Raw genomic sequence first — 21,258 nt, forward strand, 5'->3', positions numbered from 1 at the left:
GCCGAAAGCCTCGGTGCTCATCTGGGGCGCCGTGGTGCGGTCCTTTGCTGCAGTGCCACGTCTTCTCGCAACAGGGGGCTAACGGCCTTCACGACAGATAGGGAGTTCTACATGAGCATCACCTTGACGGACCCGCAGGGCCTGCCGAAAGTCGAGTTTTTCCACCAGGTGTCGATCGCCACCGGATCCAGGCTTGTCTTTATCGCCGGGCAGGTCGCCTGGGACGCCGACGGAACGCTAGTCGGCGAGGGCGACCTCGCCGCGCAGGTCGAGCAGTGCTATCTCAACGTCGGGGCCGCACTCGCCGAGATTGGTGGCTCCTTCGACAACATCGTCAAACTGACCAACTACGTGACCGACTGGACCGTGGACAAGATGCCCTTGGTGCAAGAGGGCCGCGCCCGAGCCTGCGCCAAACTCGGTGTCACCACGTTCATGCCGCCGGGCACCTTGATCGGTGTCGCCGCGTTGTTCGTCCCCGAGCACCTCATCGAGGTGGAGGCGATCGCGGTTCTCGACTAGCAAGGGCGCCTTGGCGGTGCGGCTACTGCGCTTGCTGCCCGCGTCACGCAGAGATCGGGCGCCTCCACGGACGTCACACCATCGATTGACACCGGCCGCTGGGTGAGAGCAGTTCCACCGCCGAAAGGACAAAAGAGAAAATGGACTTCCTCGTCCGTGTGGACTTTGCCCGCGCCTTCGAACTACCCGAAGACAAACGTACGGCTCTGCTCGAGCGTGAACGGTCCAGGGGCCGAGAGTTGCTGTCTCAAGGGGTGATTCGGCAGCTCTGGCGGTTGCCTGGTACTCACACGAACATCGGCATCTGGTCAGCCGCTGATGCCAACGCCTTGGAGGAGGCGCTTGCTAGCTTGCCGATCCGGCCCTACACCGAGATCGAAGTCACCGCACTTGACCTCTACACCCCATGAGGGCCGCGCGGCCGTAGCCATCAGGCCTCGCCGACGGCGGCCGGTCAGACGGCGGGCGAGTGACGGGCCGGGGCGCGTCGGGGCCTGAGCTCCTCGATGCGATCGAGGACCTCATCGAGTGCCGTTGCCAGAGGAGCTGGGTCGCGGCGAACCTGTGCGAGCAGCATGCCGCCTTCGACCGCAGCCAACAGCGCCGTCGCCAACCGGTCGGGGTTGGCCTTGCGGCGCAGCTCGCCCCGGTCGCACATGGCCTGCAGGCCGGCGCGGATCGCCGCTTCCCATTGGTCGAATCCACCGGCGAGGTCAGTTCGACAATCCGGGAAGGACTCGGCCAGCTCCCCGGCCAAGGACCCGACCGGGCAGCCGCCCTCACAGTTCCGCTGGCCGAGCGTGTCGACGAGGAAGTCTCGCCAGGCGCGCAACCCCTCCATGCTGTCCAGCCCGCCGAGCGTTGCCAGCAGAGCCTGGATGCGGTGCGCGACAACGGCCCTGATCAGCGAATCCTTGTCCCCGAAGTAGTGATACACCTGCGAAACGCCCACGCCCGCCGTCTTCTGGACGTCGCCGAGACTCGTGCCGGCGACACCGTGGTCGTACATCAGCTGCGCTGCCGTCGCCACGATCCGCTCCCGCGTGGCTCGTCCCTTGGGGGTGAGCCGTTGCGGCTCGGTGACCGTTTCGTTCGTTGCCATCACGTTGGCCAGGTCTGGCGAGATCCGTCGCTGCGGGACCCGCTGACCTGATCTCCCTTCCGATTCGTCGAATCCTGTTCCGAGTCTTCATGCGTGCTGCTCGCGCCGCCGCGAACCCGACATCGACTTACCGGGTCCTGCGCGGTCTGCCCGCGGCGACCAGGACAAAAGTATAGCCCCAACGTTGCCCGATAATGCAGCTCATACTACATAAAAAGATGCAGTAGCCACTTGCCGCCGATACGGCGGCACTTCGCTACGGTGCGCCTGTTCCTCGACACCGGATCACCCGAAAATGTTTGGGCCAGCATATTCAACGGTATCAACAGCGATCTACGCCGTACAAACTTTGACGATTGACATCCGCGTACTTCAAGTCAATTATGTAGCCTAGACTACAAATTCTAGGTGAGCTTCGAAGCAACCTTCCTCTACAGAAGGGGCATCACGACGTCGACGTCAACCATCGCCGCCGACCGTGTACTGCCGAGCACATGACTCTCTCTATCGAAAGGAAATGACATGGCTACGACGTCTTCCAAGGCAGTTCTGATCACCGGTGCCAACATTGGGCTCGGCAAGGAGGTGGCGCGCCAACTCGCTCTTACCGGCGATTTCGACCGGATCTATCTGGCGTGTCGCAACACCGACAGCGGTCAATCTGCGGCCGCCGACCTGGAACGCCTCACGCGCAGGTCCATCTTCACGGTCGTGCGAATGGACCTGACCGACTTGGACTCGGTGAGGTCCGCGCTGAGCACATTGGATGGCCCTCTGCATTCGGTCGTCATGAACGCCGGCGGCACCGGCGGCCCAACACCGCTGGCGCTCACCGCCGATGGCGTCACGCATGTCTTCGGTTCCAACGTGCTGGGCCACGTCGTCCTGCTCGAGAATCTCCTCGCCGCCGGGGCGTTGACCAACACCGCGGTCCTGGTGGGCAGCGAAGCCGCGCGGGGTGTTCGCATGATGCGGATGCCGCGGCCCACGTTCGCCGACCACTCGGTGGAGGACTTCGCCAGCGTCATCGACGGTTCGTACTTCGAGCAGCACAAGTTCAACACGTTCCTCGCCTACGGCCAGGTGAAATACCTTGGTCCGTTGTGGATGTCGGCGCTGGCGCGTAGGCATCCCGACCTGCGGCTGCTTACCGTCAGCCCGGGCAACACCGCGGGAACCGACGCCTTGCGCGACATGGGCTCCGTCACTCGGGCCATGATGAATCACGTCATGTTGCCCTACGTCCTACCGGCTTTGGGGGTCGGACACCAGTTGGAGAAGGGCGCGAAGCGGCTGGTCGACGGTGTCACCGATCAACAGTTGCGCAGCGGCGTGTTCTACGCCAGCCGACCGGGCAAAGTCGTCGGGCCCCTAGTCGATCAGTCGGAGATCGTCGCCGACTTCAGGGACCCGGCAATACAACAGCATGCCTACGAAGCCATCCACCGCTTCGTCAAGAAGCCACGCTCACAGCAAGAACCGACTCCCCGCACCATCGGTGCGGATGGCGTTGAGTCCCGCTGAGGGTTGGAGCCCGTGGCGGTGAGTGATCGCGGATCCGAGCCTCATCGACAGTTCCACCACACGCCGCGCCAGAGCGGTCGAAACACAGACGTGCATGGACCCCAACAACGAAGAGGAGATTCCGTGACCACACTTCAAGAAGCAGTATCGCTGTCGAGCCACGAGCAAGGCCTGGTGGTGCTGTCGACGTTGCGGGCCAACGACACCATCCAGTCCTCCCTGGTCAACGCCGGCATCCTTGCCCATCCCGCGACCGGGGAGACCATCTTGGCCTTGGTCGCAGCAGGCCCGGTCAAGCTGGCGAACCTGCGCGCCCGGCCCCAAGTCACCGCCACCTTCCGCAACGGCTGGCAATGGGCGGCGGTCGAGGGCCGCGCCGAGCTCGTCGGACCCGACGACCCGCAACCCTGGCTGGACGCCGAAGGGCTGCGGCTGCTGCTCCGAGCGATCTTCACCGCAGCCGGCGGCGAACACGACGACTGGGACGACTACGACCGTACGATGGCCGAGCAGCGCCGGGCAGCAGTGCTCATCCGACCCGATCGGGTCTATAGCAACGGATAAGCGATGCACGACAAGTCATTTCGCGGTCGTGGTGCGCGACAGCGCGACGGATCGTGTGGCCGCCTCGTGACCTGAACTTCCCGTCGAAGGGGGCTGGTCGCAACTCTGAGGCCATCACGCGAAACGTCGGGTTTTCACCTGGTACGCAGAGGATGAGGGCACAGCAGCACCGGGATAACCGAATCCGCTTCCGATGGAAATGTGGGCCGGCCGCGGCGGGAAGTCCTTCGCTGTCGTTGGGCCGAGTTCATCGCTTACGTCTGCTGCGCTGTAGGTCGGGCCTAGATCGCGGCTCAGTCCCTCTGCGTCGGCGTAGTCGCGCGGGGTCGTCCCGAAACGCGCCCGGAATTCCGTCGTGAAGTGCGACTGGCTGGTGTATCCGACTGCGACGGAAACGTCCCCAACTCCCAATCGGCGTTCGAATAGCAGTTCGCGCGCCCGCTCTAGTCGGGTCTCCTTGACGAACTGACGTGGCGATCTGCCGGTGAGTTCGCGAAACCTTCGTGAGAACGCTGACGAACTGAGGTTCACCTGCCCGGCAAGGGTCTCGACCGTCAGTGACTCGGACAGGTGCGCGTCGATGTAGTTCAGCGCCGCCGCAACGGAGTTCTCATCGTCCTGCTGCCCAGCGATCATCAGCAGTTGAGCGGACCGGTCACGACGCATGATGTGGTACACCAGCTCGTGTTGATACAACGGTGCCAACACCCGTCGGTCCGAATCCGTTGCGAGTGACCTCAAGAAGCGGAGGACCGCGCCCCCAAACTCGTCGTCGAGTTCGGACACGACCCTCTGAACCTGACCCTCCGTCGGAGTCGTTGATTGGTCCGACGTGGCGCGACCACCGATCACCGCCTCCGAGAGCCTACGCACCACAGCCGGATCGATCTGCAGCACGAATGCGAGGAACGGTTTGTCTGGCGTTGCGTCCAGGATCTGCGACTGAAAGTGCAGGTTGCTTCTGAGCAGAAGATATTGGCATTCGTCGCAGACATAGTGATGGCCATCGGCGGTGACGATCTTGCGGCCCTGCGCGACGATGCATACTGAAAGTGATTGGATCTCATCCCATTTCGGCATGGTCGGCTTGACGTACCGGTAGATCGTCAAACCGGGCCATAGGCCCACGTTGGCGCCGTCGCCGAACGAACGAGCTGACAGTTCCTCAGCAAGGTCGTTCGAAGATACTTCAATTTCACAGGGGTGATCGAGCATCCCAACCTCCAGCTCCGAGTGGGCTCGCCGCTCGTCACAGCCTATCTCGCCTACCTGACCTGCGCCTGGGAATCTGCCGAGAGGACGTTGCGGCTGGGGTGCCTTGGGCGCTTGTGGCGCGTGTGAAGTCAACCTGGGCTTTGACGACCTCTCAACCTACCCGTCCTTGCCAGCCACCTCAGGCGGCGCCTAACCATGATGAAGTCGGAATGGGCACAAGGTGAGCCGAATTGGGCTAGCACACCGCCAGTGGTCGGGGTTGAGTAAGGAAGTAGGGAATGTAGTCCACGTCCCAACCATCCACCGGGGTGCAACTCGGGTTCTCTCACACTCGTCAGGAGCTTCTCATGCCGCTAGCTCGTATCGACCTCATCGAAGGCAAGTCAGCGGAGTACCGCCGTACGATCGCCGATGTCGTCTACGACAAGATGATCGAATGCCTTGGCGTCCCCGAGGATCGGTTCCAGACCATCAGTGAACACAAGGCGGAGAACTTCCTCTTCGACGCCGACTACCTGGGCATCTACCGGTCCGAGAACTGCATCTTCATCCAGCTCATCTTCCTCGACGTCGCGACCCCGGAACAGAAGGGCACGTTCTACGAGGCTGTCGTGGACGAGTTGCAGGAGAAGCTGCAGGTGCGGCCCGAGGACGTCTTCTTCAACCTGATGACGGTTCAGCCCGCGGACTGGTCCATGGGCCTGGGGGTGGCGACCTACGTCAGGGGTGTGCCAGCCGACCGTCTCGACCCAAACTCCATCCCGCACTGACGAATTCAGCATCGGTCCCCCGCAGAGCCAACCTCCAGGTGCCGCCGCCTCCGACCGACTCAGTCGGACCATCACCGTCAACGACCACAGCCCTCGATTGGCGCCAGGCAGCTGTCCGGCGCTGTCCGCACCCCGGAAGGACGCCACCGTGGCAACCCCAGCAACGACATTGAAGAAGGTGCTCATCACCGGAGCCGGGACCGGCTTTGGATACGAAGTCGCAATGCGACTCGCCGAGAAGGGGTTCGCCGTGGTGGCCGCGGTTGAGATCTACGGCCAGGTGCAAACCCTGAAACGACAAGCCGACGCGCGTGGGGTGACCCTGCAGGTCGAGAAACTCGATGTCACCAATGACGGCGACCGCCGCAAGGCCCTCGACTGGGGCATCGAGATCCTCGTCAACAACGCCGGCGTCGGCGAAGGCGGTTCCACCGTCGACATTCCAGGAGACAACATCCGGCGCCAGTTCGAGGTCAACGTCACCGGACCACTGCTGCTGACCCAGCCCATCGCCAAGCAGATGGCCAAGCGCGGATCCGGACGCATCATCTGGGTGTCCTCCCGCGAAGGGCTCAACGTCAACCCCTTTACCGGCATTTACTCCGCCTCCAAGCACGCCGTCGAGGCAATCGCCGAGAGCATGAAGGACGAGTTGCAGGAGTTCGGCGTGGAAGTCGCAACCATGAACCCGGGGCCATTCCTCACCGGTTTCAACGACCGCATCTTCCAGACGTGGGAGAGCTGGGAGGACGACCCGCAGCAGCGGTTGTTCGACTACTCGAAACTGGCCTTCCCTCGGGCGCAATTCAACCCCGAGCCCGTGTACGCGACGCTGACAGCGCTGGCTGCCGGTGAGATCGACAGCTACCGGAACCTGGAGCCGAAGTCGATGCTCGAGGAGACCAAGAAGCTTATCGAGGCGCCGTGGAGCAAGAAGACCACCGACGGTCTCGGCACCCGCAACGACGGCATCCAGAAGTCCTTCGACATGACACCAGAGCAGCTGCGCGACGACCAAGACCCGATCCCCGCACCCTGAGCAACCTACAGTTCGCCAGACCTACCGCGCCATATTTGTGAACCGCGACAAGTGAAGCTGGTGCGCCACGGTGATATTCGCGGTCGGCCCGTTCCGGTGCTTGCCCAGGATCAGGTCGGCCTCGCCACCGCGCGGATCGTCACGGTCGATGGCGTCCGGGCGGTGCAGCAGGATGACCATGTCGGCGTCCTGTTCCAATGAGTTGTGCGCTGCGATGCCCTGCGCCACAAAGTTATGCGTGCCAGGCACCGTTCCGTCGAAGACGTCATGCGTGCCGATGCTGGTGATTTCGACGATCTCGTCCCAGAACACGTCGTTGGTCGCGAGATCGTGCAACTCGTCATCCTTGAGCAGCGCTGCGGCCCGGTGCAGCCGGTGCCGGCTGGGCGCATGCTTCCACATGGCCGAACCGCAGAACTGGGTCGCCATCGATGCCGCGAACTGGCGATGCGTCATCCCGTTGCGGGTCAACGCCGACTTGACCTGTCGCCACACCTCTTTGGGCACCGTATCGAGGTTGGTGTTGCGCGGCGCAGTGTCGATGTTGGCCAACACTTCCCGTGCCGACTTCCCGCGGGCACCATGCACGCCGACATGCGCGACGAAGCGTTTCTGATTCTCGCCGCCGTAGATGTGCACGTGCCAGCAGTCGCGGTAGCCGGTCTTCTTGGCGCACTTGATGCGCGCGTAGACCCCGACCCGCAGGAGCAGCTGCGCCACATCATCGGCCAACTGCCGGCTGGTGGTCGCGTAGTAGATCCGCGCTTGGCCGGCCTTGGCATCCCAGCGCACCGAACCGTCGGTCGCCCACAGATGCTTCAGGAACAGCGCCACCTGATCGTTGGGCAGTGCGAAAACCTCTTTGGGAACGAACTTTTCGTAGCTGCGCTTGCCGAACAAGCCCAACTTGTCCAGCCACGCCGCAATCGGGTTGCGCTTACGATGCGTCAGCCGCTGCGGGGCAGGCAGCCGCAGCGTCGTCACCCGGGCGGCGGGATGGACGTCGCGTACCGGCGTCACGCCGAAGTGCGCGGCCGAGATCTCCACCGCGACCAGACTCGCCTCATCAATGCTGGCGTACCGGAGCGGTTGCCGCTTCACGCATGATCCATCGCCGATCATGTGGGCGAGCATCACGATCTCGGATTCGTGCATCCGCTCGGTGAGCACAGGCTCGGGCACCCGCCGCGGCGTGGCCAGCCGGTCACCAATCTGCAAATCTCCCAACGCAATCCAGCCGTCCAGCGTCATGAACGGATGGTTGGCGGTGGCCTCGACCTCGCGGCCGGACGCCATCCGTAACACGAAGACCTCCTTGTGCCCGCTGCGGAACACGTTGGTCATCGGTCGCGCCACCATGCGCTTGCGTTCGTCCAGCGACCACACCAGCGGCCGCTCGCCGGTGGCCATCAGCTCACCGAAGGTGACCTCGGCGCCGGTATCGGCCCGCAAGATCCGGGTGTTGGCGGTCATGCAGCCCGACTCACGAAGATCGGACACCTGCGGGCGCTTGTCGGTGCGCTGTTCGGGACCACGGTTGAGCTGGCTGATCGCAACCACGGGCACGTGCAGTTCCTTGGCCATCAGCTTGAGGCTTCGGGAGAAGTCCGAGACTTCCTGCTGGCGTGACTCGTACTTCTTGCCTGAGGACATCAGCTGCATGTAGTCCACGACGATGAGCTGTAGATCGGCCTTCTTCTTCAGCCGCCGGGCCTTGGCACGGATCTCCATCATGGTGAGGTTCGGCGAGTCGTCGATGAACAGCGGGGCCTCGCTGATCTCACTCATCCGCCGGGCCAGCCGGGTCCAGTCATCGTCGTTCATCCGGCCCGAGCGCATGTCGCCGAGCTTGATGTTGGCCTCGGCCGACAGCAGCCGCATCACGATCTCGGACTTGCTCATTTCCAGCGAGAAGATGACGCTGGCCCGCCGGTGCTTGATGGAGCAGGACCGCATGAAATCCAGTCCCAGCGTGGAATTGTGCGTCGGCACCATGGAGCGGCCGGCGAGGTACAGATGCGAGGGATCGTCCACCTCGACGCACCGCACCGGAACGGAGTCGATGCGCCGGACGCCGGTGATCGTCACCGGGCGGGTCAGCACCGCCGTGCCGCCGGCGGTCAGCACCGGCTCCAGCCGGTCGGCACCGGCGCGCAGGGCGGCCGTGACCACGATGCCGCGGCCCGTCGGCCACTGGTGCGAGCCGTCGGCCACGATGCTCGTCCCGTCGCCGAGCTCCACGACGTAGCAGGGGCGCTCGAGCAGTACCTCGGTGGTGGCCACCACCCGGGTCGGAACACCGTCGGCGGTGATCAGCTCATCCCCCACGCTGACATCGCCCATCGTGGTCCAGCCGTGCGGGGTGGGCAGCGGAGTGTCCAGCGCCAGCGCCTTACCCACACCCGGGCGGGCCGCGACGATGATCATCTGCCCGGGGTGCAGCCCGTTGGTCACCTCATCGAGGTCGATGAACCCGGTGGGCACGCCCCGCGAGATTCCGCCCGCCGAGGCGATCGCGTCGATCTCGTCCATGGTGGGCTGGAGCAACTCCTCCAGCGGGACGAAATCCTCGGACTGGCGGCGCTTGTCGGTGACGTCGTAGATCTCGGCCTGGGCCCGGTCCACGATGTCGTGCACGTCGGCGCCGTCGGCCCCGGCGTAGCCGTATTGCACGACCCGGGTGCCCGCCTCCACCAGACGCCGCAACAGCGCCTTCTCGGCGACGATGCCGGCGTAGAAGCCGGCGTTGGCGGCCGTCGGCACGGTGGAGATGAGGGTGTGCAGATACGGGGCCCCGCCGACCCGGCGCAGCTGGCCACGACGGTCCAGTTCGGCGGCCACCGTCACGGCGTCGGCAGGTTCACCGCGGTCGTAGAGATCGAGGATGACCATCGCGACATCCTGGTGCGCGGGCCGGTAGAAGTCGCCGGGCTGCATGCGCTCGAGGACGTCGGCGATGGCGTCCTTGCTGAGCATCATGCCGCCGAGCACCGCCTGCTCTGCGGCCATGTCCTGCGGAGGCTGGCGACCGAAATCCTCGCTGGGCGGCTCGTCCATGCCGCTATGACCGAGGTCGTTTACGACAGCCACTGGCCGTCCCTCCCGCACTAATATCGCGGCCGAACATGCGTTCGACTCTAGTTGTCATGACAGTAGGACGCCGCACCGACAACCACCCCGAGGGCCCGGACTCCACCACCATGCGACGGCCAACATTAGACGTTGCTGCGCGCGGCGCAAACGACCCTGTGCATAGGGGTGTGGATGCCGTGTGGAAACACGAGGACAGCTGTGTTGAGGAGCTGGGGAGAACTTGTGCATTAACTCACCGGTAGCGAAACGACGTCCAGTTCAAGGCCGTTTTTCTACTGTCTACCGCTGTGGAAACTAGTTGCCCCGGCGTGTCGGCGAGGGTTGCCACCTCGGGCGTGTTGCGTTGCGGCTGGGAGCCCGAAAGGTTAACAGCAAGTTGCAGTTGCTGGCCGGCTAACGCGAAAGGCATTCGCTGGAAACACGGCAACGCCCGGGTGGTTCCCCACCCGGGCGTTACGGAAGTGCTTCGGACGTGCAGAGCCTATTCGGCGACGACGTCGAGCGGCACCGACACGGTGACGCCCGCGTGCAGCCGCACGCCGACCGGGTGCGTCCCGACCGACTTGATGTGCGCCTTGGGCAGCTCCACGGTGCGCTTGTCGAGGTTGGGTCCGCCGGCCTTCTTGATCGCCGAGACCACGGAGGCCTGGGTGACCGAGCCGAACAGCTTGCCGCCCTCGCCGGCCCGGACGGCCAGCGCCACGGGGCCGAGCGCCTCGATGGCGGTCTTCAGTTCGTTGGCGTGCTCGACGCCGCGGACTTCCTTGGTCTCGCGGGCCCGACGGATCTCGTCGGCCTGGCGCTCGGTGCCACGGGTGGCCACGATCGCCAGTCCACGCGGGAGCAGGTAGTTACGGCCGTAACCGTCCTTGACCTCGACGGCGTCGCCGGCGACACCCAGGTGGTCGACCTCTGCGGTGAGAATCAGCTTCATGATGTGGTTTCTCCCTTACCGCGTCGACGAACCGAACGGCAGCAAAGCCACCTCGCGGGCGTTCTTCACTGCAACGGCGACGTCGCGCTGGTGCTGGACGCAGTTGCCGGTCACCCGACGGGCACGGATCTTGCCGCGCTCGCTGATGTAGGTGCGCAGCAGCGCGGTGTCCTTGTAGTTGATGTCCTGCCCCTTGCCCTTCTTGGAGCAGAACACGCACTTGCGGGTCTTGATCGGCTTTTCGGGTGCCGGCCGCCGCTTGGTACTACCGGATTTGGCCATGGGTCTATCTCTTTCTCAAATGTTTGTCTGTGTTTGTCAGAAGGGCGGTTCTTCGTCAGCGCCGCTGTACGAGCCCGCCGCGGGAGCACTGCCCCACGGATCGTCTTTCGGCTCCGCAGTGCGCGGCTGACTCGATCCGCCGCCGAACCCACCACCGCCACCGCCGCCACCGCGGCTGGCCTTGTTCACCTTGGCCGTCGCATACCGCAGGGACGGGCCGATCTCGTCGACCTCGAGCTCCACGACGGTGCGCTTCTCACCCTCACGGGTCTCGAAGGACCGCTGCTTGAGCCGGCCGGACACGATCACCCGCGAACCGCGGGTGAGGCTCTCGGCCACGTTCTCGGCCGCCTCACGCCAGATGTTGCAGCGGAGGAACAGCGCTTCGCCGTCCTTCCACTCATTGGTCTGGCGGTCGAACGTCCGCGGCGTGGACGCCACGGTGAAGTTCGCAACCGCGGCACCGGACGGCGTGAAACGCAGTTCTGGGTCGGCGGTCAGGTTTCCGATAACAGTGATGGTGGTATCACCAGCCACAAGATCCTCCTGGGCAGTGGGCAGCCTATGTTGGGCGCGAGCCTACGCAACGCACCCGACATCGGCGGGGTGTATCGACCTAGTGCTTGTCGGTCCGCATCACCTTGGTCCGCAGCACCGACTCGTTCAGGTTCAGCTGACGGTCGAGCTCGGACACCGTGGCGGGCTCAGCCTTGACATCGACGATGGCGTAGATGCCCTCGGCGTGCTTGGCGATCTCGTACGCCAGCCGGCGACGGCCCCAGATGTCGACCTTGTCGACGGAACCGCCGTCTTTGCGGATGACGTTCAGGAACGTCTCCAGCGACGGAGCTACGGTGCGCTCGTCGAGAGTGGGGTCAAGAATGACCATGATTTCGTATGGACGCATGAGAAACCCATCACCTCCTATGGTCGTTGCGGCCACGGCTTGTCCGTGGCAGGAGGGTCGCCTGCGTCGGCAACCCCGCTAGGTTACAGGCAGGGCCGCTGAACTGCGAAATCGCGCGATCACGCCGGCCGCATTTGTGCGATCCGAACAGCGCTCAGCGGCGTGTCGCCGACGAAACCGCACTCGCGCGGTCAGCGTCGGCCAGCTCGGCATCCGACGCGGGAACGGGGCCCACCAGGACTTCGCGCGGGCGCAGGCGCGCCGGCCACCACGTCGGGAAGGCGTCGGGGGCACCGTCGAACGCACCGCCGGACGGGTCGTCGATCCTGCCGTGATGGCGCACCAGGTCCAGTTCGGGCCGGTAGATCTGGCGGATCACCAGCGCGATCAGCGCCAGCACCGCGATATCGCGCAGCAGCACGGTCGCGGTGAACCACTGCTCGGGCAGGCCGCGGTTCTGCTCGCCGTACAGGTACAGCATCCGCGGTATCCACACGAGCGCGTCGATCGTCATCCAGGCCAACAGGATTCGCCGGTGCGGCAAGGCCAGCACAGCCAGCGGCACCAGCCACAGCGAGAACTGCGGGCTCCACACCTTGTTGGTCAGCAGGAAGGCGGCCACCACCAGGAAGGCCAGCTGCGCCACCCGCGGCCGCTGCCGGGCGGTCAGCGCGACATACCCGATCGCCGCGCAGCACAACGCGAACAGCACCGCGGTCACCGCGTTGGTCACCGAGGGCGGCTCCCAGAACCCCAGATGCGGATCGAACCCACGCCACCCGGTGAACGACTTCACCACGTTGTACAGCGAGTCCATATCGTCCCCGCGCCGGGTGTTCAGCCGGAAGAACTCCGACCAGCCGCGCGGAAACAGCAGCAGCACAGGCAGATTCACCAGAATCCAAGTACTGACCGCCGTCAGCGCCGTCGTGCCGACCGCGCGCCACCGGCCGGTGCGCAGCGCCAGGATCACCAGCGGCACCATCAACAGCAGTGGATACAGCTTGAGCGCCACCCCGATACCGATGAGCGCCCCCGCCACGGCGGGCCTTCGGCGCGCCCACGCCAGCATGGCGCCCGCAGCGCACGCGGCCGCCAGGGCGTCGAAATTGGTGAAGATCTGAAAGATCACCAGCGGCGATGCCGCGACCAGCGCGGCGTCCCAGATCCGGCGTCCCGCCAGCAGCGCCGTGGCCCACACCGTCGCCAGCCACGCCAGCCCGAGACCGAACGCGGAGATGTTGAAGAACATCACCACTTCGGCCACCAACGGCACCGAGACCAGCTTGGTGAGTGCGGAATACGTCTTGGCCAGCGTCATGGACAGGTACTGGTAGACACCGGTCAACACCGGATACTCCATGTACCGGATGGCCGGGCTGCCGTCGTACTGGACGTTGGGCTTGCCGGTGCTGTCCACGTCCACCCAGCTGGACTTGTACGGAAACTTGCCCTGGCTCAACAGTTCCGCGGTGTACAGCGGCACCGTGTCCGAATAGCACAGCTCGTAATAGGCCCGCTGGTTCTGCCAGTTGGCGACGCGCTGGGCGGCGGTGCCGCTGTTGGTGGACTGCAGGCACGCGGCCTTCGTCGAGTAACCCAGCGCCAGGAAGATCACCCCGATCACCAGCATCACCCGCAGCGGGGTGAAGAACCGCCCCCGCCCGATCAGGGCATGCCGTCCCACCGGCCCACCGATGGTGTGCGACAGGGCCGAACCGAGCACATCCGTTCGGCTCGGCAGGTCCCGGTCATGGGCGCTGCGCAGATCACGCGCCAGCGGTGCCGGGGAAACCGTCTGCGGCTCTTCGGGTTCGGTCACGGTGGCGGCGGCGGCCCAGGCGGCGCGGGAGCATTGGGATCACCCGGCGGGGGCGGGCCCAGCGGCACGGTGGTCGGCGGGCCCCACGGGATGGTCACGCCGGGCGCGATCTCCAGGGTCGGCTGGATCACCGTCTCCGACGGCGGCGGCGGGACCGCCACCGGCGGGGGCGGCGGGGGCGCTTGCGGCACACCCGCGTAGCCACCGATATCGGTCGGCTTGGGGAACGTCTCGTTGTCGGTGCCCTTGAGCGCACCGTCCATCGTCGACTTCCAGATGTCGGACGGCAGACCGGACCCGTACACCGGGCCGCCCCACTGATTGACCAGCGGCTTCGTGCCCGACGTGGTGCCCACCCAGACAGCCGTCGACAGCGACGGTGTGTAGCCGACCATCCAGGCGTCCCGGTTGGCGCCGGTGTCACCGAGCTGGTTGGTCCCGGTCTTGGCCGCCGACGGGCGCCCGCCGGCCAGGTTGTGCCCGTTGGACCACCCGGCGATCGGCTGCATGGCCGAGGTGACGTTGTCGGCCACCGCCTTGTCGATGCGCTGTTCGCCGGTGTTGTCCTGCTGCGCGGCGTCGAAGAGCACCTTGCCGTCGGCGTCGACGACCTTCTGCACGAAATGCGGCTTGTGATAGGTGCCCGAGTCGGCCAGCGTCGCGTACGCCGAGGCCATGTCGAGGACGCGGCTCTGGTACTGGCCCAGCACGACACCGTTGTTCGGCGGCCCGCCCTTGCCGTCCTCACTCAAGGTGTGGTCGACGCCGGGGAAGCTCTCGGCGATGCCGGCGCTGTGCGCCGCGTCGGCCACGTCCTGCGGGCCGTTCTTGAGCTTGAGCATCAGCCGGTAGTAGCTGGTGTTGAGCGACCGCTTCAGCGCCTCGGCGATGTTGCAGACACCGCAGCCCTCGCCCTCGACGTTGGTGATCTTGATGCCGTTGACCGTCACCGGCGAGCTGTCCACCTGGTAGCCCAGCCCGATGCCCTGCTGCAGCGCGGCGACCAGAGCGAACACCTTGAACGACGAACCCGTCGGAAGACCGGCCTGCGCGAAATCGAAACCCTGCGCGTCGGAGCCGCCGTAGTAGGCCTTGATGCCGCCGGTCTTGGGGTCGATGGAGACCGCGGCGGCCCGCATGTCGGGCATCTGCCCGTCCAGGGTCTTGGTGACCGCGTCCTCGGCCGCCTTCTGTGCGGTCGGGTCGATGGTCGTGGTGACCTGCAGGCCCTCGGTGTTCAGCGTCTGCTCGTTGATGTTGAACAGGTCCATCAGTTCCTTGGTGACCTGGCGCTCGATCAGCCCGTTCGGCCCGGTCGTCTGGTTCTGCTGGCTGGCCTGCTCGGGCGGCACGGTCGGCGGGAACACCTGCGCGGCCCGGTCGGTCTTGGACAGGGCGCCGATGTCGACCATGCCGTCGAGCACCCAGTTCCACCGGTCCGCCGCGCCCTCCGGGTCGACCGCCGGGTCGAGTGTGGAGGGGCGCTGGATCAGCGCGGCGAGCAACGCACCTTCGGCGACGTCGAGCTGTTCGACGGGTTTGTCGAAGTAGGCCTTGGCCGCGGCCGAGATGCCGTACGCGCCCCGGCCGAAATAGATGATGTTGAGGTAGGACTCCAGCACCTGGTCCTTGCCCCATTCGCGGGACATCTTCGTCGAGATGACGAGTTCTTTGGCCTTGCGGACTACGCCGCCCAGACCTGACCGCGCGTCGCCGACCAAGGCGTTCTTCACGTACTGCTGGGTGATGGTCGACCCGCCCTGCAGGTCACCACCGAAGATGTTGTTCTTGAAGGCGCGGGCGAACCCGGACAGCGAGAACCCCGGGTTGCTGTAGAAGTCGCGGTCCTCGGCGGCCATCACCGCGTCACGCACGTGCACCGGGATCTGGTTGATGCTGACGTCGTTGCGGTTGCCCTCGGGCGGAATGATCCGTGCCAGTTCGCTGCCGTCGCTGGCCAGGATGGTGGACACCTGCGCGGTGCGGATGTCACCGGGCTTGGGCACGTCGACGATCAGGTAGGCCATCGCGAACGTGACGAACGGCAGCACCAGAAAGAGCACCAGTCCGAGATAGACGGCGCGGCGCACCCACTTCCACTGGAACTTGCCGCGCGGCGCGGCCGGCGGCCCGGGCGGCGGGCCGCCTACCGGTGGCCGCGGGGGTGCCGGCGGCGGGGGCGGCGGTTTGCGTGGCGGTGCGCCGTCCAGCGCCGCCTTGACGACGTCGATCGGGTCGCGCAGATGCGGCTCGGTGACATTGCGAACGGGCGGCAACAAGGTGGTCTGCCGGTCATCGGGCGGAACGTTGGCCCGGCGGCGCGCGCCTGCGGCAGCGGCATGCCCCTGTTCGGCATCTCCCGCTGACCTCGTATGGCGCCCTTCGCTATTCACTGGCCGTACGCGCGCCGGAACGCGCCGTTCGAGTGCGGGGCGCCTTGGGCGCCTTGGGTGACCGCGGGGCCCCCAGCACGTACGACTTGACCAGATGGTTCCAACTGCAGGTCCGGCATACCTCCACCACATGTACCGCGAACTCGTCGTAGCGCGTCGCCAACAGCACCAGCTCTTCAGCGGTGCGGGCCGAACCCGACACCGGACCGAGATGGTCACCAAAAACCCACGACACCAGGGTGAGCTGTTCTTTGCGGCAGATCGGGCACATCACCGAGCTGGGTTTCCCGTGGTATTTGGCGGCACGCAATAAGTAGGGATTGGCGTCGCACACCTCGGTGACCCCGGTACGCCCGGAGTACACCTCGGCCAGCAGTGATCGGCGCCGGAGCGCGTAATCCACCACCTGTCGCTGCAATCGCACGTTAACCAGAGTACGTCGGCCCCCAGCCGGGCGAGTCAGGACTGCACCGAGCATCAGCGCGGCGGGGCCGCTGGCAATACGATCTGCGCCATGGCAGCGCGCACCCGGGCGAAGGACAGCGACCGCGACGCGACGTGCCGAATTCTGGACAACGCGCTGGCCGACGGCCAGCTCACCGGCGAGGAGCACCGGCGCCGCGTCGCTGCCGCCGTGACAGCAACCACACTCGGCGAGTTGGAGCCGTTGGTGGGCGATTTGCAGTTCGATTCCGGGACGCCACAGCCGGGCCCGCGATCGGCGCGGCCGCGCGGCCCGATCCTGGCCGGCGCCGGCGTCATCGTCGTGGTCGCCGCAGCGGTCGGCTGGGGCCTGGCCACCGACGACGCTCCAGCACCGGCGAGCAGCCCGACTCCGGTGGCCCCGGTCCCGGAACCGCACGTGGTGCTCAGCACCGTCGCAGCACCGGTGCCCGACGCGGTGCCTCCGGTGGTGCTGCGACCGGTGCGTGAACTGCACAGTGTCGAGGGCCTGACGGCGGTGATCGACGCCATCCGCGATCGGTTCGGCGACACCATGGGCTACGAACTGGGCATCTCGTCCGACCAGGCGGTGCTGGCGCGGCCCGACCCGGCCGACGAGCATTCGATGATGGTCTACCCGTATCGCGGCGGCTGGGACGATCCGTCCAAACGCGACCGCTCCGACACCGACGACCTGACCGATCTGGCCGCCTTCGACATTCCCGCCACCGCCGCGGCGCTGGCGGCCGCCCCCGCCACCCTGCACATCGCTCCGCAGGACGTGGAGGGCAGCGAACTGGACATCGACCACGTCGCCGCGGCGGGCGGGCTGGAGCTGCGAGTGCGGGTCATCACGAAATCCGGCGCCAACGGCTACCTCTACCTCGACCCGTCGGCGAACGTGAAGCGCGTCGAGAATCCCAGCTGACCTGCAGCGGGTGCGGAGGAACTCCTACGATCATCGCGTGGCGACACGGCAGACGGCTGCAACACGGGCCAGAGACAGCGACCGCAATGACACCTGCAAGGTGCTCGACAGCGCACTGAGCGAGGGCCAGCTGTCCATGGAAGAACACCGGCAGCGCGTCACCGCGGCCACCAGCGCGGCCACCCTCGGTGAACTGCAGGGGCTGGTCAGCGATCTGCAGACGGGCAACGCGCCGGTCCAACTGCCGAACCTGAAACCCGAGCGCGGCCCGGCGGCCGGAGCCGGCGCGGGCTGGGGCCTGCGGGTGGCGGTGGCAGCGGTGCTGGTGATCCTGGGCATCGCCATCGGCTGGGGCCTGTACGGCAACACCGCCTCGCCGCTGAGCTTCACCACCGACCCCGGCGCCAAGGCCGACGGCATCCCCGGCAAAGTGCTGACCCCGCCCCGGCAACTGCAGTCACTGGGCGGGCTCACCGGTCTGTTCGAGCAGATGCGGCAGAAATTCGGCGACACCAAGGGCTACAGCATCACCATCTTCGAGGACTACGCGTCGCTGGAGCGCCCCGACCCGAAAGAGCCGCGACGCGGGTTGACCTACTACTACCGCGGCGGCTGGGACGATCCGAACGAGGACACCGTCAGTGACAGCGACCGGGTGGTCGACCTGGGCGCGTTCGACATCCCCAAGATGGTCGGGCTGATCCGCGGGACCGCCGAGGCCGTCGGCATCAACCCCGCCGAGGTGAAGAACACCCACGTCAGCATCGAACCCAACACCGATATGACCGCCCCGCCGGGCGCCATCCAGATCAGCGTGTACGTCACCCCGAAGTTCGGGAACAGCGGCTACATCGAGTTCAACGGCGACGGCACCATCAAGCGCATCAACTACGCCAGCTGACGTTCGGACGCCGTCGGCATATCGCCCTCACCTAGCGCCATATATATCGGCGCGATACAATTGCCCGACGTGTCGAGCCGACGTGACATTCGATCGGCTTTGACAAAGGCGACCAGGGGAGGTGATTCGATGCTGGAGCTCGCGATTCTCGGGCTGCTGCTCGAGTCGCCCATGCACGGCTACGAACTCCGCAAACGCCTCACCGGCCTGCTGGGCGCGTTCCGGGCTTTCTCCTACGGTTCCCTCTACCCCGCGCTGCGGCGCATGCAGGCCGATGGCCTGATCGTCGAGGACGCCGCACCCGAGGGCACCCTCAAGGTGCGCCGGGCACGCCGGGTGTACCAGCTCACCGAGACAGGTACCCAGCGCTTCACCGAGTTGGTCGCCGACACCGGACCGCAGAACTACACCGACGACGGTTTCGGTGTGCACCTGGCGTTCTTCAACCGCACCCCGGCCGAGGCCAGGATGCGCATCCTGGAAGGCCGGCGCCGTCAGGTCGAGGAACGCCGCGAAGGGCTGCGCGAGGCGATCGCCCGGGCAAGCAGTTCCTTCGATCGCTACACCAAGCAGTTGCATCAGCTGGGCCTGGAGTCCAGCGAGCGTGAAGTGAAGTGGCTCAACGAGTTGATCGCAGCCGAGCGGGTAGCCCAGAGCCACCCCGAAAACCAACCTTGATCAACCCTGATCAATCCGAACCGGTACAAGCACGGAAGCTTGAGAAGGAGAGCGTCACATGTCTGAGTCGAACGAGGTTCGGGTCGCAATCGTCGGCGTAGGCAACTGCGCGTCCTCGCTCGTGCAGGGCGTCCAGTACTACCAGGACGCCGACGAGAACGCCCACGTTCCCGGCTTGATGCACGTCAAGTTCGGCAAGTACCACGTCCGCGACGTCAAGTTCGTCGCCGCGTTCGACGTGGACGCCAAGAAGGTCGGCTTCGACCTGTCGGAGGCCATCTTCGCCTCCGAGAACAACACCATCAAGATCGCCGACGTTCCGCCGACCGACATCGTCGTGCAGCGCGGGCCGACCCTGGACGGCATCGGCAAGTACTACGCCGAGACCATCGAGATCTCCGACGCCGAACCGGTGGACATCGTCAAGACGCTCAAGGACGCCAACGTCGACGTGCTGGTGTCCTACCTGCCCGTCGGCTCCGAAGAGGCCGACAAGTTCTACGCCCAGTGCGCCATCGACGCGGGCGTGGCATTCGTGAACGCCCTGCCGGTGTTCATCGCCTCGGATCCGGTGTGGGCCAAGAAGTTCACCGACGCCGGCGTGCCGATCGTCGGCGATGACATCAAGAGCCAGGTCGGCGCCACCATCACGCACCGGGTGATGGCCAAGCTGTTCGAGGACCGCGGCGTCACGCTGGACCGGACCTACCAGCTCAACGTCGGCGGCAACATGGACTTCAAGAACATGCTCGAGCGTGAGCGGCTGGAGTCCAAGAAGGTGTCCAAGACCCAGGCCGTCACCTCCAACCTGACCGGCTCGCTGGCCGGCAAGATCGACGACAAGAACGTGCACATCGGCCCGTCCGACCACGTCGCGTGGCTCGATGACCGCAAGTGGGCCTACGTCCGCCTGGAAGGCCGCGCCTTCGGCGATGTGCCGCTGAACCTGGAGTACAAGCTCGAGGTCTGGGACTCCCCCAACTCGGCCGGCATCATCATCGACGCCGTGCGCGCCGCCAAGATCGCCAAGGACCGCGGTATCGGCGGACCGATCATCCCGGCCTCGGCGTACCTGATGAAGAGCCCGCCCCAGCAGCTGGCCGACGACGTGGCCCGCACCCAGCTGGAAACCTTCATCCACGGCTAGTCGGTGATTTGTGGCGTCGTACCCGTAATGATTGCGGGTATGACTCCACAGATCCCGGATGACGAACTGGTGGGCCTGGACGAATTCGCCCTGCTGCCCGAGAACGCCGCCCAGATCGGCGCCGCATCGATCCCGCCGGTGACCCGAATCGACGCCGGCCGGGTCAGTTTCCTCAAATGGGGCGATGCCTCCCCGCAGGTGGTCTTCCTGCACGGCGGCGGCCAGAACGCGCACACCTGGGACACCGTCATCCTCGGCCTGGACGTGCCGGCGCTGGCCATCGACCTGCCCGGACACGGCCGCTCCGCGTGGCGCGAGGACGGCGACTACGGTCCCAAACTCGGCGCCGAGGCGATCATCCCCATCCTGCGTGAACACGCCCCCGATGCGCGGCTGGTCGTCGGCATGTCCCTCGGTGGCCTGACGGCACTGCGGATCGCGGCCACCGAACCCGCCCTGGTGCCCGAGCTGGTGCTGGTCGACGTCACCCCGTCCGCACCCGAACGGCACACCGAGATGACGAAGGCCCAGATGGGCACCGTCGCACTGGTGCAGGAGAACCGGACCTTCCCGACATTCGAGGCGATCCTGGCCGCCACCGTCGCCGCGGCACCGCACCGGGACCGGAACTCGTTGCGGCGCGGGGTTTTCCACAACGCCAAACAACTCGACGACGGCAGCTGGACGTGGCGCTACGACTCGTTCCGCAAGGGCGACGGGTTCGAACGGCTCTGGGATGACGTGCCGGCGATCACCATGCCCACCACACTCATCCGCGGCGCCGACTCGTTCTTCGTCAACGACGAGGATGCCGATACCTTCGCCCGCACCGCACCGGGCTTCCTGCGCACCCACGTCGTGGACGGCGCGGGGCACTCCGTGCAGGGGGATCAGCCCGCGGCGCTGGTGGCGCTGCTCAAGGATGTGCTGGGCTGACCCCGAGACGTTGCCAGCTGTTCACCAGTTGATTGCCAGCTTCACGTAGGTTCGCCC

Annotated in this window: 21 protein-coding genes; 11 read left to right on the forward strand and 10 right to left on the reverse strand. The window is 65.8% G+C overall.

All coding sequences use genetic code 11. From position 1 onward, the window contains the following. The first annotated feature begins 111 nt into the window (after nucleotides 1-111). Together ACXPWS_RS31585 and ACXPWS_RS31590 are read left to right on the forward strand one after the other, a co-directional pair. On the forward strand, nucleotides 112-522 hold the full coding sequence (locus ACXPWS_RS31585) for a RidA family protein (protein ID WP_458710425.1): 411 nt from the start codon (nucleotides 112-114) through the stop codon (nucleotides 520-522). 140 nt (nucleotides 523-662) lie between these two features. Continuing rightward, on the forward strand, nucleotides 663-932 hold the full coding sequence (locus tag ACXPWS_RS31590) for a muconolactone Delta-isomerase (RefSeq protein ID WP_458710426.1): 270 nt from the start codon (nucleotides 663-665) through the stop codon (nucleotides 930-932). A gap of 44 nt (nucleotides 933-976) precedes the next feature. Here ACXPWS_RS31590 and ACXPWS_RS31595 read toward each other — a convergent pair whose 3' ends face one another. After that, the gene (locus ACXPWS_RS31595; protein WP_458710427.1) at nucleotides 977-1,624 is read right to left on the reverse strand and encodes a TetR/AcrR family transcriptional regulator; all 648 of its coding nucleotides are present in this window, start codon (nucleotides 1,622-1,624) and stop codon (nucleotides 977-979) included. 522 nt (nucleotides 1,625-2,146) lie between these two features. On the opposite strand from ACXPWS_RS31595, the gene ACXPWS_RS31600 reads away from it, so the two are divergent. After that, complete coding sequence (locus ACXPWS_RS31600; protein ID WP_458710428.1) at nucleotides 2,147-3,148, forward strand: SDR family NAD(P)-dependent oxidoreductase; 1,002 nt, start codon at nucleotides 2,147-2,149, stop codon at nucleotides 3,146-3,148. Nucleotides 3,149-3,271: 123 nt separating this feature from the next. Next, nucleotides 3,272-3,712 carry a TIGR03618 family F420-dependent PPOX class oxidoreductase gene (locus ACXPWS_RS31605; protein WP_458710429.1) on the forward strand — a complete coding sequence of 147 codons (441 nt, stop codon included), beginning with the start codon at nucleotides 3,272-3,274 and terminating at the stop codon, nucleotides 3,710-3,712. Between the two features lie 114 nt (nucleotides 3,713-3,826). Here the strand turns inward: ACXPWS_RS31605 and ACXPWS_RS31610 are convergent, their stop codons facing one another. After that, on the reverse strand, nucleotides 3,827-4,927 hold the full coding sequence (locus ACXPWS_RS31610) for an AraC family transcriptional regulator (RefSeq protein ID WP_458710430.1): 1,101 nt from the start codon (nucleotides 4,925-4,927) through the stop codon (nucleotides 3,827-3,829). A gap of 347 nt (nucleotides 4,928-5,274) precedes the next feature. Here ACXPWS_RS31610 and ACXPWS_RS31615 point away from each other — a divergent pair, with 347 nt between their 5' ends. Then, nucleotides 5,275-5,697 carry a tautomerase family protein gene (locus ACXPWS_RS31615; RefSeq protein WP_123023568.1) on the forward strand — a complete coding sequence of 141 codons (423 nt, stop codon included), beginning with the start codon at nucleotides 5,275-5,277 and terminating at the stop codon, nucleotides 5,695-5,697. Between the two features lie 148 nt (nucleotides 5,698-5,845). Next, entirely contained in the window at nucleotides 5,846-6,736 is an 891-nt protein-coding gene (locus tag ACXPWS_RS31620; protein WP_458710431.1) for an SDR family oxidoreductase, read from the forward strand. Between the two features lie 21 nt (nucleotides 6,737-6,757). Here ACXPWS_RS31620 and ACXPWS_RS31625 read toward each other — a convergent pair whose 3' ends face one another. The 8 genes from ACXPWS_RS31625 to ACXPWS_RS31660 all read right to left on the reverse strand — a co-directional run bounded on the left by ACXPWS_RS31625 (nucleotide 6,758) and on the right by ACXPWS_RS31660 (nucleotide 16,591). After that, on the reverse strand, nucleotides 6,758-9,826 hold the full coding sequence (locus ACXPWS_RS31625) for a replicative DNA helicase (RefSeq protein WP_458710432.1): 3,069 nt from the start codon (nucleotides 9,824-9,826) through the stop codon (nucleotides 6,758-6,760). A 484-nt stretch (nucleotides 9,827-10,310) separates the two neighbouring features. Next, complete coding sequence (rplI, locus tag ACXPWS_RS31630; RefSeq protein ID WP_458710433.1) at nucleotides 10,311-10,763, reverse strand: 50S ribosomal protein L9; 453 nt, start codon at nucleotides 10,761-10,763, stop codon at nucleotides 10,311-10,313. A gap of 15 nt (nucleotides 10,764-10,778) precedes the next feature. Then, complete coding sequence (rpsR, locus tag ACXPWS_RS31635) at nucleotides 10,779-11,045, reverse strand: 30S ribosomal protein S18 (RefSeq protein ID WP_458710434.1); 267 nt, start codon at nucleotides 11,043-11,045, stop codon at nucleotides 10,779-10,781. A gap of 36 nt (nucleotides 11,046-11,081) precedes the next feature. After that, a complete protein-coding gene (locus ACXPWS_RS31640; protein WP_458710435.1) occupies nucleotides 11,082-11,582 on the reverse strand; it encodes a single-stranded DNA-binding protein in 501 nt (166 codons plus the stop codon). Nucleotides 11,583-11,661: 79 nt separating this feature from the next. Next, nucleotides 11,662-11,952 carry a 30S ribosomal protein S6 gene (gene rpsF / locus ACXPWS_RS31645; RefSeq protein ID WP_003931678.1) on the reverse strand — a complete coding sequence of 97 codons (291 nt, stop codon included), beginning with the start codon at nucleotides 11,950-11,952 and terminating at the stop codon, nucleotides 11,662-11,664. A gap of 154 nt (nucleotides 11,953-12,106) precedes the next feature. After that, nucleotides 12,107-13,774, reverse strand: coding sequence for a glycosyltransferase family 87 protein (locus ACXPWS_RS31650; protein ID WP_458710436.1), 1,668 nt, complete (start codon nucleotides 13,772-13,774; stop codon nucleotides 12,107-12,109). Next, on the reverse strand, nucleotides 13,771-16,167 hold the full coding sequence (locus ACXPWS_RS31655) for a transglycosylase domain-containing protein (RefSeq protein ID WP_458710437.1): 2,397 nt from the start codon (nucleotides 16,165-16,167) through the stop codon (nucleotides 13,771-13,773). The genes ACXPWS_RS31650 and ACXPWS_RS31655 overlap by 4 nt, the downstream gene beginning before the upstream one ends. Then, nucleotides 16,160-16,591 (reverse strand): DUF5318 family protein, encoded by a 432-nt coding sequence (locus ACXPWS_RS31660; RefSeq protein WP_090359708.1) that lies wholly within the window; start codon nucleotides 16,589-16,591, stop codon nucleotides 16,160-16,162. Before ACXPWS_RS31660 ends, ACXPWS_RS31655 begins: the two co-directional genes overlap by 8 nt. Before the next feature lie 90 nt (nucleotides 16,592-16,681). Here ACXPWS_RS31660 and ACXPWS_RS31665 point away from each other — a divergent pair, with 90 nt between their 5' ends. The 5 genes from ACXPWS_RS31665 to ACXPWS_RS31685 all read left to right on the forward strand — a co-directional run bounded on the left by ACXPWS_RS31665 (nucleotide 16,682) and on the right by ACXPWS_RS31685 (nucleotide 21,201). Continuing rightward, nucleotides 16,682-17,539: a DUF1707 SHOCT-like domain-containing protein gene (locus ACXPWS_RS31665; RefSeq protein WP_458710438.1), complete on the forward strand. Its 858-nt coding sequence runs from the start codon at nucleotides 16,682-16,684 to the stop codon at nucleotides 17,537-17,539. A gap of 37 nt (nucleotides 17,540-17,576) precedes the next feature. After that, entirely contained in the window at nucleotides 17,577-18,440 is an 864-nt protein-coding gene (locus tag ACXPWS_RS31670; RefSeq protein ID WP_458710439.1) for a DUF1707 SHOCT-like domain-containing protein, read from the forward strand. A 129-nt stretch (nucleotides 18,441-18,569) separates the two neighbouring features. Beyond that, on the forward strand, nucleotides 18,570-19,118 hold the full coding sequence (locus ACXPWS_RS31675) for a PadR family transcriptional regulator (RefSeq protein WP_458710440.1): 549 nt from the start codon (nucleotides 18,570-18,572) through the stop codon (nucleotides 19,116-19,118). A 58-nt stretch (nucleotides 19,119-19,176) separates the two neighbouring features. Further along, nucleotides 19,177-20,265 (forward strand): inositol-3-phosphate synthase, encoded by a 1,089-nt coding sequence (locus tag ACXPWS_RS31680; RefSeq protein ID WP_458710441.1) that lies wholly within the window; start codon nucleotides 19,177-19,179, stop codon nucleotides 20,263-20,265. A 39-nt stretch (nucleotides 20,266-20,304) separates the two neighbouring features. Then, a complete protein-coding gene (locus ACXPWS_RS31685; RefSeq protein WP_458710442.1) occupies nucleotides 20,305-21,201 on the forward strand; it encodes an alpha/beta fold hydrolase in 897 nt (298 codons plus the stop codon). Nucleotides 21,202-21,258 lie beyond the last annotated feature (57 nt).

It is taken from the genome of Mycobacterium sp. BMJ-28 (genome assembly GCF_054404835.1).